9 protein-coding genes and 1 tRNA gene are annotated in these 11178 nt (G+C 64.6%); 7 read left to right on the top strand and 3 right to left on the bottom strand.

The window, feature by feature from the left end:
* Positions 1-124: 124 nt before the first annotated feature.
* A complete protein-coding gene (glnA, locus tag L5876_RS05030) occupies positions 125-1528 on the bottom strand; it encodes a type I glutamate--ammonia ligase (protein ID WP_236954999.1) in 1404 nt (467 codons plus the stop codon).
* Positions 1529-1619: 91 nt separating this feature from the next.
* Positions 1620-1958 (bottom strand): P-II family nitrogen regulator, encoded by a 339-nt coding sequence (locus L5876_RS05025; protein WP_039709861.1) that lies wholly within the window; start codon positions 1956-1958, stop codon positions 1620-1622.
* 97 nt (positions 1959-2055) lie between these two features.
* On the opposite strand from L5876_RS05025, the gene L5876_RS05020 reads away from it, so the two are divergent.
* From L5876_RS05020 to L5876_RS05005, 4 genes are all read left to right on the top strand, one after another.
* On the top strand, positions 2056-3576 hold the full coding sequence (locus L5876_RS05020; protein WP_336886686.1) for an NAD(P)H-hydrate dehydratase: 1521 nt from the start codon (positions 2056-2058) through the stop codon (positions 3574-3576).
* Positions 3577-3618: 42 nt separating this feature from the next.
* Complete coding sequence (locus L5876_RS05015; protein WP_236954997.1) at positions 3619-5892, top strand: NADP-dependent malic enzyme; 2274 nt, start codon at positions 3619-3621, stop codon at positions 5890-5892.
* Between the two features lie 15 nt (positions 5893-5907).
* The gene (locus L5876_RS05010) at positions 5908-6117 is read left to right on the top strand and encodes a hypothetical protein (protein ID WP_236954996.1); all 210 of its coding nucleotides are present in this window, start codon (positions 5908-5910) and stop codon (positions 6115-6117) included.
* Between the two features lie 541 nt (positions 6118-6658).
* Positions 6659-8083, top strand: a complete 1425-nt coding sequence (locus L5876_RS05005) for an MATE family efflux transporter (RefSeq protein WP_236954995.1) — start codon at positions 6659-6661, stop codon at positions 8081-8083.
* Here the strand turns inward: L5876_RS05005 and L5876_RS05000 are convergent.
* Positions 8064-8672: a methyltransferase domain-containing protein gene (locus L5876_RS05000; RefSeq protein WP_236954994.1), complete on the bottom strand. Its 609-nt coding sequence runs from the start codon at positions 8670-8672 to the stop codon at positions 8064-8066. The two genes, L5876_RS05005 and L5876_RS05000, sit on opposite strands and share 20 nt — an antisense overlap.
* 89 nt (positions 8673-8761) lie before the next feature.
* On the opposite strand from L5876_RS05000, the gene L5876_RS04995 reads away from it, so the two are divergent.
* The 3 genes from L5876_RS04995 to tig all read left to right on the top strand — a co-directional run bounded on the left by L5876_RS04995 (position 8762) and on the right by tig (position 10964).
* Positions 8762-8846: transfer RNA gene (locus L5876_RS04995), tRNA-Leu, on the top strand.
* 17 nt (positions 8847-8863) lie between these two features.
* Positions 8864-9451 (top strand): demethoxyubiquinone hydroxylase family protein, encoded by a 588-nt coding sequence (locus tag L5876_RS04990; RefSeq protein WP_236954993.1) that lies wholly within the window; start codon positions 8864-8866, stop codon positions 9449-9451.
* A gap of 97 nt (positions 9452-9548) precedes the next feature.
* On the top strand, positions 9549-10964 hold the full coding sequence (gene tig / locus L5876_RS04985) for a trigger factor (RefSeq protein ID WP_236954992.1): 1416 nt from the start codon (positions 9549-9551) through the stop codon (positions 10962-10964).
* The last annotated feature ends 214 nt before the right edge of the window (positions 10965-11178 follow it).

The raw sequence follows: 11178 nt of genomic DNA, 5'->3' as shown, positions 1-11178 counted from the left end.
GCGGAAGAACACACAATCTCGAGGCTGCTGTCTAGCCGACAGAGCCGTTCGCGTCGAGGTTGGGAACATATGAAAACGGCCCGGCATGCAGCCGGGCCATTTCCGATTTCCACTGATACCGGGATCAGCTCTTGTAATACATATCGAACTCGACGGGATGCGGATGCATCTCGTAGCGCTGGATCTCTTCCATCTTCAGCTCGATATAGGCGTCGATCTGGTCGTCATCCATGACATTGCCTTTCTTGAGGAAGGCGCGGTCGGCATCGAGCGATTCCATGGCCTCACGCAGCGTGCGGCAGACCGTCGGGATGTCCTTCAGCTCTTCCGGCGGCAGGTCGTAGAGGTCCTTGTCCATCGCATCGCCCGGATGGATGCGGTTCTCGATACCGTCGAGACCGGCCATCAAGAGCGCGGCATAAGTCAGGTACGGATTGCCCGCCGGGTCCGGGAAACGCGTCTCGATACGCTTGGCCTTCGGGCCGGCACCGAACGGGATGCGGATCGAGGCCGAACGGTTGCGGGCCGAATAGGCCAGCAGGACCGGCGCTTCGAAACCCGGAACCAGGCGCTTGTAGCTGTTGGTCGTCGAGTTCGCGAAGGCGTTGATTGCGCGGGCGTGCTTGATGATGCCGCCGATATAGTAGAGGCAGGTTTCCGACAGGCCGGCATAGCGGTCGCCGGAGAAGGTGTTGTCGCCATCCTTCCAGATCGATTGGTGCACATGCATGCCGGTGCCGTTGTCGTTCCACAGCGGCTTGGCCATGAAGGTCGCGGTCTTGCCGTAGGCGTGGGCGACCTGGTGCACGATGTACTTATAGACCTGCATCCGGTCGGCCATCGTCGTCAGCGTCGCGAAGCGCATCCCGAGTTCGTGCTGGGCGGGTGCCACCTCGTGGTGATGCTTTTCCGGCATCAGACCGAGTTCGGTCATCACGGCCAGCATTTCCGAGCGCATGTCCTGACCGCTGTCGATCGGGGGAACCGGGAAATAGCCGCCCTTCGGACCCGGGCGGTGACCCAGATTGCCGCCTTCGAACATCGTTCCGGAATTCCACGGGCCTTCTTCGGAATCGATCTCGTAGCCGGTCGCGTTCTGGCCAGTCTTCCAGCGAACGTCGTCGAACACGAAGAATTCGGCTTCCGGTCCGATATAGACCGTATCGCCGGCGCCTGAGGCCTTGAGATAGGCCTCGGCCTTCTTGGCGGTCGTGCGCGGGTCGCGATTGTAGCTTTCGCCGGACATCGGATCGAGCACGTCGCAGAACATGAACATGGTCTTGTTCTGGAAGAAGGGGTCGACCGGCGCGTAGGACGTGTCCGGCATCAGCGTCATGTCGGACTCATTGATCGCCTTCCAGCCGGAAATCGAGGAGCCGTCGAACATCGTGCCGTCTTCGAGGAAGTCCTCGTCGATCATCGTCGCATCGAAGGTGACGTGCTGCAGCTTGCCCCGGGTATCGGTGAAGCGCAGATCGACGAGTTCGATTTCCTCGTCCTTGATACGTTTGAGAATGTCGTCAGCCATGTTTTACGGGCTCCGGGTGGGGTCTAGGGGTGGGTGGACTGTCGGGTGGGCGGGCGTGTCATAACGGAACGCGCGCCGGGTAGCATGGTTGCTACAGCGCGTTTTCGCCGGACTCGCCCGTCCGGATGCGAATGGCGGTTTCGACCGGCGTCACGAAAATCTTTCCGTCGCCGATGCGGCCGGTGTGCGCAGCGGTCTGGATGGCTTCCACGATCGCATCGACACGCGCATCGGGCGCGACCAGTTCGATCTTGATCTTGGGTAGGAAGTCGATGACGTATTCGGCACCGCGGTAAAGCTCGGAATGACCTTTCTGGCGGCCAAATCCCTTGGCCTCGACGATCGTCATGCCCTGGACGCCGATCTCCTGGAGTGCGTCTCTGACGTCATCCAGCTTGAACGGCTTTATAATGGCTTCGATCTTTTTCATCGGCCCCGCGCGGCAGCGTTTGACGCCAGGGCATCAACGGACGCACGATCCGAAGGGCCATGACGCAGTTGCAGCATTTATACAGATTTCCTGACGAATGACACCCGGCTCTGAAGAAATTTTTTCTATGGATGGCGTGTGCCGTGCTGATGCGTATGCATCCGGACACGGACGGTCAGGCTGGGCGCTGATGCAGGCCGCGGGTGCTGCCGTTGCCGATGAGGTACGCCGTCGCTGGAGTCCGCGCCAGACCGTGATTTTTGCCGGGCCCGGCAACAATGGCGGGGACGGTCTCGTGATCGCAAGCCGCCTGTCCGAAGCCGGCTGGCCGGTGCGCGTCGAACGCGTTTTTTCCGAAAGGGAATGGACAGGCGATGCGGATGTTGCGGCGCAGCATTGGGCGGGTCCTCTATCCCCTGCCACACGCGATTCGCTCATCGGCGCGGAACTGATCGTCGACGCGATTTTCGGAACCGGGCTGACCCGCCCGCCTGAAGGGCCGGCGGCAAACCTGATCGAAGCAATCAATTCGAGCGGCGTCCCGGTCGTTGCGGTCGATATCCCCAGCGGCCTGAACGGCGACCGGGCCGGGCCCGAAGGCGTGGCGGTCGAGGCCGATCTGACGGTGACCTTCCACCGCCTGCGTCCGGCGCATCTCCTTCAACCGTCACGGCAATTCTGCGGCGAGGTCGTCCGTGCCGACATCGGCATCCCGGCGCACGCGCCGCCCGAAGGCGACATCGTCGCGCGCTGGAACCATCCCGCTCTCTGGCCGGCCTGGCCCCACTCCGGCATGCCCGATACCCACAAGCATCGCAGGGGAAGGCTGGCTGTCCTGTCCGGTCCGGCGAAGGCCACAGGCGCAGCCCGGATGGCCGCGGAAGCGGGGCTTCGCGCCGGGGCCGGGCTCGTGACCCTGCTGACGCCGCCGGGCGCGGCCCTGGTCAATGCCAGCCATCTGACCGAGGTGATGATCCGGTCGTTCAAGGATGTTGAGGATTTCCTGACCGGACTGGACGCGATCCGGGCCACCGCCGCGGTGCTTGGCCCGGCGGCGGGCATGACGGACGCGCTGAAACAGATCGTCATCGCGGCGCTGTCGCGGCCGCTTCCCGTCGTACTCGACGGAGATGCCCTGTCGGTGTTCGAAGACGATCCTGGTCATCTTCTGGGGCATCTTCGTCATCATGACGTCATCACGCCCCACGCCGGCGAGTTCGAGTGTCTGTTTCCCGGTCTGACCGGCAGCTCGCTCAACAAGATCGAAGCCGCGCGTTCCGCCGCCGACAAGGCCGGGTGCGTCGTCGTCTACAAGGGGGCGGATAGCGTCATCGCTGTCCCCGGTGAAATCCCGAGGATAAACACCCACGCCTCGCCGGCACTGGCGACGGCCGGGACGGGCGACACGCTCGCGGGCCTGATCGGCGGACTGCTGGCGCAGGGCGCGCCGGCTTTTGACGCCGCTTCGGCGGCGGTCTGGCTGCACGGCGAGGCGGGACTTCGGCTCGGGCCCGGACTGGTCGCGGGCGAGCTGGCCGATGCCATGCCCGCCGTGGTTCAGGACCTGACGCGCCGCCGCCGCATCGCAGCCGCGCGTGCCGCCTTGATCGACGGGTGAGGGCGTGCCAATCCGGTTCCCGACCACAGCGCGGAAAGCCCGATGAGCGACAAGCCCCCCAAACTGACGCCTTTTGAGCAGGACGCGCTCGATTTCCACCGTCTGCCAACGCCGGGCAAGCTGTCGCTCGCGCCGACCAAGCCGATGGCGACCCAGCGCGACCTGTCGCTGGCCTACTCGCCGGGCGTCGCGGTGCCGGTGAAGGCGATCGCGGAGAATGAGGACGCCGCCTACGACTACACGTCGAAGGGCAATATGGTCGCCGTCGTGTCGAACGGCACGGCGATCCTCGGCCTTGGCAATCTCGGCGCGATGGCCTCGAAGCCGGTGATGGAAGGCAAGGCGGTGCTGTTCAAGCGCTTCGCCGATATCGACGCCTTCGACATCGAGGTGAAATACACCGACCCCGACCAGTTCGTGGAATGCGTCGCGGGGTTCGGCGCGACCTTCGGCGGCATCAATCTCGAAGACATCAAGAGCCCGGAATGCTTCGAGATCGAGCGCCGCCTGCGTGAGATGCTCGATATCCCGGTCTTCCATGACGACCAGCACGGCACGGCGATCATCGCCGCGGCCGGCCTGATCAATGCCTGCGAGATTTCCGGCAAGAAGCTGTCCGACCTCAACGTCGTTCTGGTTGGCGCGGGTGCCGCGGGCCTGTCGGTGATCGAACTGCTGCAGTCGATGGGCGTCGACAAGGACAAGACGGTGGTCGTCGACAAGGAGGGCGTGGTCCACACCGGCCGCAATGATCTCTTCGAGCGCTTGCGCAATCAGGCTGTGAAGACCCAGATGCGCACGCTGGAAGAGGCGGTGAGGGGGGCGGACTGCCTGATCGGCCTGTCGGCCGGCGGCATCGTCACCCAGTCCATGGTCCAGTCCATGGCTCCGGACCCGATCATCTTCGCCATGGCGAACCCGACCCCGGAAATCCTGCCCGAGCTGATCAAGGAGGTGCGCGGCGATGCCATCGTCGCCACCGGGCGGTCGGATTATCCCAACCAGGTCAACAACGTCCTCGGCTTTCCTTACATCTTCCGCGGCGCGCTCGACGTGCGCGCCCGCACCATCAACGAGGAGATGAAGATCGCCTGCGCCCGGGCGCTGGCCGATCTCGCCCGCGAGGATGTGCCGGACGAGGTCTCCGACGCCTATACCGGCTCGCGGCTGCAGTTCGGCCCGGAATACATCATCCCGACCCCCTTCGACCCGCGCCTGATCTCGCGCGTGCCGCCCTATGTCGCCAAGGCGGCGGTGGAGTCGGGCGTCGCCCGCATCGTGCCGCAGGACACGGAAAGCTATCGCCAGTCGCTGGCCCGCCGCGTCGATCCGACCGCGGCGCTGCAGCAGCGCGTCGCCTCGGTGCTGCGCGGGGCGCAGAAGACGATCGTCTTCGCCGAGGGCGAGGCCCCCTCGGTGATCCGAGCCGCGCACGCTTTCCAGAGCCAGGGGCTGGGCAAGGCCATCCTCGTCGCGCGTGAAGACATTGCCGAAGCCAACATGAAGGAACTCGGTCTTCCGTCGGGCGAGCTTGAAATCGTCAATGCGCGGCTGTCGGACCACAATTACGACTACGCCAAATTCCTCTACGAGCGGCTGCAGCGGAAGGGCTATCTCAAGCGCGACGTCCAGCGCCTGGTGAACACCAACCGGAATGTCTTCTCCGCCTGCATGGTCAAGCTCGGCCACGCCGACGGCATGATCACCGGCGTGACCCGGCACACCAATGTCGCCCTGACCGATGTCCGCCTCGTGATCGACCCGGTCGAGGGCGGCCGGCTGGTCGGCATCAACACGGCGATTTCCCGCGGCCGGACGCTGCTGATTGGCGATGTGCTCGGCGCGGAATTCCCCACCTCGGCGGAACTGGCCGACATCGCGGTGGAAATGGCCGCGACCGCCCGCCGCTTCGGCCTGACCCCGCGCGTCGCCTTCCTGTCCTACTCCTCATTCGGCAATCCGCCGGGCGAACGGACCGAGAAGATGGCCGGTGCGGTGAAAATCCTGGACGCGCGCGGGGTCGATTTCGAATACGAGGGCGAGATGGCCGCCGACGTGGCGCTCAATCCCGACCATCACGAACTCTACCCCTTCTCGCGCCTGACCGAGCCGGCCAACGTGCTGGTCATGCCGGCGGTGCATTCCGCCTCGATCGCCACGCGACTTCTGAAGGCCGCCGGGGCTGCAACCGTGATCGGCCCGGTCATCGTGGGCCTCGAAAAGCCGGTCCAGATCGCCCGCCTCGGGTCCTCGGTATCCGACATTGTGAACCTCGCCGGCCTCGCCGCCTTCGATCCGTCAGCGGCGGCGCTTTAGGCAAAGAGGGAATCTTTGCGTCAGTTTATCTTCATCGGGATCGGATTGCTCTTAACATTCGTGCTTCTGCCCGTCGTGTTGTTCCTGATGGTCACAGGGCTGATCGCGCTCAACGCCTATCAACACCAAGTCTCGCTGGCGGATATTCTTCATCTCTCCGTCTATCCGATCGCGACGATTCTTTTGGCAGTCGTGTGTTTCTGGTTTGGACGCGACAGAATGTAGTCGTCTCGCCGGCCTCGCCGCCTTTGTGCCCGGCGCGGCGGAACTTTAGGCAAACAAGCTCGTCTGCCCCGGATTTATTCCGGGGCCTGTCCTGGTTTCCGGGTTGACCGCGATCTGGACAGGTCCCGGCACAAGGCCGGGACAGGATGCTTCAAGGATGTTGACGCTCCCCGGTTTCGCGGAGCGAAGACCGGGGTCCAGACACTATCAGACATGGATCCCGGATCGGCTTCGCCGTCCGGGAAACGTCGGTTGGGGTTTTACCGGGGTCCCCATGAAAATGGGGACCCGAAGCACGTACCTGGTTTCGGATTCCCGCTTTCGCGGGAACCCCAGAGAGAGTGAGGGAACGCTCACCCCACCCCGCTCCCGTCTTGCTATCGCAAGCCGCTCGCGTCCCTCCCCTTCGAGGGGAGGGAAGGCAAGCCGGCGATGAAGAAAAACCCCCGCATACCCGCCATTCCCCAGCGTCTGACCGCAACGTGATGCGCGCGTGAGCGAACGGGCCTATATGGTCGAGTCTGACACGCGAGGGATGAACATGGCAGGACGCTCAAGCCGGGACATGACCGAAGGCCCGGTCTTCGGACACATCCTGCGCATGGTCATCCCGATGAGTTTCGGCATCGTCGCCATGATGCTGACCGGCATCGTCGACGCCTACTGGGTCGGCATGCTGGGTACGCCGCAGCAGGCGGCGGTGCAGATGAGCTTCCCGGTCTCCATGCTGGTGATGAGCGTCGCCATCGGCCTTGGCGCGGGTGCGGTGTCTGCCGTCTCCCGCGCGGCGGGGAAGAAGGATTTCTCGCAGGTCCGGCGCATCGCCACCGACGCACTGACCCTCGCCATCCTGATGGTCGGGGCGGTGTCGATCGTCGGGATTCTGCTGGTCGAGCCGATGTTCCGCCTGATCGGCGCGACCGAAACGATGATGCCGCACGTCACCGACTACATGACGACCTGGTTTGCCGGCATCGTGCTGATCGTCGGCCCGATGGTTGCCAGCAATGTGCTGCGCGCCATCGGCAATGCGACCGTCCCGGCGCTCATGATGATCCTGGCGGCGGTCGTGAACATGATCCTCGACCCCTTCTTCATCTTCGCCGAAATCCCTTTCATCGGTCTGACGGGCCTCGGCTGGGGCGTGTCCGGCGCGGCGCTGGCGACGGTGGCGGCGAATGCCTTCACCTTCCTCCTCGTCGGCTGGTATCTCGCCTTCCGGGAAAAGCTGATCGACTTTTCCTGGCCCGGCTTCGGCGAGGTCTGGCACCATTGGGGCGAGATCGCGCGCGTCGGTCTGCCGGCAGCCGCGTCCAATACCTTCAACCCGCTGTCGCTGGTCATCGTGATGGGCGGTCTGGGCATGGCGCAATTCGGCGACCCGGCGGTCGCCGGCGTTGGCGTCGGCGGGCGACTGGAAGCCTTCGGCATCGTGCCGCTTTTCGCGCTATCCGCCTCGATCGGCGCGGTGACGGGCCAGAATGGCGGCGCGGAAATCACCGAGCGCGTGCGCCGCGCCTTCCTGACCAGTTTCGCCTTCTGCCTCGCCTGGGGTCTGGGCGTGGCGCTGGTCCTCAATGTCTTCTCCAGTCCGCTGGCGGCCGCCTTCCTGCCGAGCGAGGCGGGGCAGGGCGTCGCGCGTCTCTACTGGATGCTGGTGACGCTGACCGTCGCCGGATACGGCATCACGATTGCCGCCAGTGCCGGGTTCAACGGGCTCGGACGGCCCTCCTACGGCGTGATGATCACGTCGAGCCGCGCGGTCATGGTCGTCGTGTTCGCGATTGCGGGGGCCTGGATCGCCGGCGGCCCGCTCGGCGTCATCGCCGGCATGGCGCTGGCCAATATCGTCTCCGGTCTCGGCACGGCAGCCTACACGCTGACCCGCGCGCCGATGACGGCCAAGGCGGGCCGGGCCCGCCGGGCCGCGCCTGCCGCCGAACCGGTCAGCGCCGCGTCAGAATAGCGCCGAGTTCTGCCTTGCCGCCCAGCGAGGGATGTGGCCAGGGCTTGAGATCGCCCTCGGGCCAGATCCAGCGGTTTTCCGGAAACAGCGTGTGCATCACGCCGGGCGGACAGCCATAGGGCGGGCCGCCGCGCTCTTCCTTCTGCATGAACAGCGCGAACAACTGGCCGCCGGGGCGGAGCCAGCGCAGCAGGGCGGCTTCGTAGGTTTCGCGCAGGCGCGGATGGATGGCGCAAAGGAAGGTCTGCTCATAGACCGCGTCGACCGGCTCGGAAGGCGTCCAGTCGAGGATGTCGCCGGTGAACAGCACGGCGGTCAGATTGCATTCGTCGAGATGCTTGCGCTGCCAGTTGATCGCGGTTTCCGACAGATCGGCGGCATGGGTCTTGAGGCCCATTTCCGCGAAACCGGCCACTTCCGGCGCGCGGCCGCAGCCCGGCACCACGATGCTCTCGATGTCGTTGAAGGCGCCCGACTCTTTCCAGTGCAGGAAGGCCGGGTGCATCTGGCCACGCTCCCACGGCGCGTCGTTATCGGCGAAGCGCGCCTCCCAGTCGACGCCGCTGCGTTCTTCTTCCAGCTCGGCCATGGTCAGCGTCCTTTCACCCTTCGCGCGCGGGAAAAGGACTGCTATCACCCCGGTCCGGTCCGGCCAAGCGCCTGGCCATCCCACATGATGCGGATGTGGCGGAACTGGTAGACGCGCTGGATTTAGGTTCCAGTGGAGCAATCCGTGGAGGTTCGAGTCCTCTCATCCGCACCAGACTTCGCGAGGCGTTCATGACCGACGCCAGTCTCGATGCCGAATTTCCGCTTGTGCGGACGCGCCGCCGCATTCTGAAGGTCAATCACGCCGGAGAGTGCGGCGCGATCGCGATTTACCGCGCTCAGCGCTGGTTTTCTTCTCTCTGGGATGAAGACCTGAACGGGTTTCTTGCCGAAGCGGAAGAGCACGAGATCGGTCACCGGGACCGTTTTCGCCGTGCCATGCGCGAACGCGGCGTGTCGCCGTGTCCCGGGACGGCGCTTTGGGTTGCCGGCGGTTACATCCTCGGACTGGTCAGTGTTTGCGGCGGCAAGCGCGGTGTCTATGCTTGCACAGCGGCGGTCGAGCGAGCCGTCCACGGACATCTGGACGAACAGATCGAATTCCTGGCCGACCGCGACGATGCGCTTACGGACGTGATCCGTGAGATCCGGATTGAAGAGGCCGCCCACATGAATGAGGGCGAAGCGGGCTATAACCCGAACTGCCAGTCGGCAAAGGGTTTCACCGGATTCGTCACCGTCATCGTCGAAGCGCTCATCGGGCTGGCGACCTTCGGAGATTCGCACCGGCTTCGCCGCGCACTGCGCCGCACCTGCTGATGCCGTTGCGCGCGGGCAGGACGCGTGACATAACGCGCGCTTCCTGACGCCCGGGGCGGCGCGCCGCCCCCGCCAACGCTTGACCGGATACCGACTGATGAACGTTACCGAGACGTCTTCCGAAGGCTTGAGCCGCACGTTCGAGATCGTGGTCCCCGCAAAGGACCTGCAGGCTCGCCTGGACGCCAAGATCGAAGAAATCCGCCCGCAGGTCCGCCTGAAGGGTTTCCGCCCGGGCAAGGTGCCCTCCAGCCACATCAAGAAGGTGTTCGGCGATTCCATCCTCGGCGACGTGCTCGAGGAAATGATGCCGAAGGCGGTTCAGGACACGATGCAGGAGCGTGGCCTGGAACTGGCCACCCAGCCGAAGATCGAGGTCAAGTCCGACCCGGCCGAAGTGCGCAAGGGCGGCAAGGATTTCGAATTCGAAGTCTCCGTCGAGGTGATGCCGGCCTTCGAACCGGCCGACCCGGCGAAGATGAAGGTCACGCGCCCGGTCGCCGAGATCGCGGACGCGCAGGTCGAGGAGGCGCTCGGAGAGCTCGCCTCCCAGAACAAGTCGTTCAAGCCGAAGACCGCCAAGACCGCCAAGGCGGAAGAGGGCGACCTCGTCGTCATCGATTTCGTCGGCAAGATCGACGGCGAAGCCTTTGAAGGCGGTTCCGCGACCGACGCCCGCGTCGTGATCGGCGACGGTGCCTTCATCCCGGGCTTCGAAGAGCAGCTGACCGGCGCCAAGGCCGGCGAAGAGCGCGAGCTGAAAGTCACCTTCCCGAAGGAATACGGGGCCAAGCACCTCGCCGGAAAGGAAGCCGTCTTCGAGACGACCGTGAAGTCGATCGAAGCCCCGGCCGAAACCAAGATCGACGACGAGCTGGCGAAGAATTTCGGTCTCGAAGACCTCGCCGCCCTGAAGGACGCGCTGAAGAAGCGTTTCGAGCGCGAGCACAACGCCCAGTCCCGTCTGCGCGCCAAGCGCGACCTGCTGGACCAGCTCGACGCGGCCCACACCTTCGACCTGCCGCCCTCCATGGTCGAGCAGGAATTCGCCACCATCTGGCAGGAAGTCTCCCACGCGATCGAGCACGGTCACCTGGAAGACGAGGACAAGGACAAGTCCGAAGACCAGCTGAAGGAAGAATACCGGGCGATCGCGGAGCGCCGCGTCCGCCTCGGCCTCGTCCTCGCCAAGATCGGTCAGGGCGCCAACGTCCAGGTCACGCAGGAGGAAGTCTCTCGCGCGATCAACCAGGAAGCCCAGAAATATCCGGGCCAGGAGCGCCAGGTTGTCGAGTTCTTCCAGAAGAACCCGAACGCCGTCGCTCAGATCCGCGCGCCGATCTATGAAGAGAAGGTCGTCGACTACATTCTGGAACTGGCTGACGTCTCCGAGAAGAAGGTGAGCCGCGAGGCCCTCTTTGACGACGAGGACGACGCTCCCGCGAAGCCGGCGAAGAAGCCTGCTGCCAAGAAGGCTCCAGCCAAGAAGGCGGCGGCGAAGAAGAAGTCCTGATCTCTTTCGGGACAGCGCGAATTCACGAGCGGGGCGGCCAGTGGCCGCCCCGTTTCGATTCCGGCCATGACCTCCGGTGGATTTGCCTTACTGGTTAACAGAGCCGCGCATGCCTTGCGCCTTCGGAAACGCCTCGCGATATTGGCGACGCCTTTCCAAGTGAATCGGTCTGGCGGGTCCTCCGCCGTGCAGATTCGCCAGCGTTCAGCCGGGA

Origin of the sequence: Hyphobacterium sp. SN044, assembly GCF_021864465.1 — a bacterium.
GTDB lineage: Bacteria > Pseudomonadota > Alphaproteobacteria > Caulobacterales > Maricaulaceae > Hyphobacterium.
The sequence above is the reverse complement of the archived record's forward strand: the minus strand, read 5'-3'. Positions and strand labels throughout refer to the sequence as shown.

Coding starts and splice junctions, on each gene's coding strand:
- L5876_RS05015 (WP_236954997.1), top strand. CDS start 3,619: ATGAGCGACAAGCCCCCCAAACTGACGCCTTTTGAGCAGGACGCGCTC.
- L5876_RS05000 (WP_236954994.1), bottom strand. CDS start 8,672: ATGGCCGAGCTGGAAGAAGAACGCAGCGGCGTCGACTGGGAGGCGCGC.
- glnA (WP_236954999.1), bottom strand. CDS start 1,528: ATGGCTGACGACATTCTCAAACGTATCAAGGACGAGGAAATCGAACTC.
- L5876_RS05005 (WP_236954995.1), top strand. CDS start 6,659: ATGGCAGGACGCTCAAGCCGGGACATGACCGAAGGCCCGGTCTTCGGA.
- L5876_RS04990 (WP_236954993.1), top strand. CDS start 8,864: ATGACCGACGCCAGTCTCGATGCCGAATTTCCGCTTGTGCGGACGCGC.
- L5876_RS05020 (WP_336886686.1), top strand. CDS start 2,056: ATGACACCCGGCTCTGAAGAAATTTTTTCTATGGATGGCGTGTGCCGT.
- L5876_RS05025 (WP_039709861.1), bottom strand. CDS start 1,958: ATGAAAAAGATCGAAGCCATTATAAAGCCGTTCAAGCTGGATGACGTC.
- tig (WP_236954992.1), top strand. CDS start 9,549: ATGAACGTTACCGAGACGTCTTCCGAAGGCTTGAGCCGCACGTTCGAG.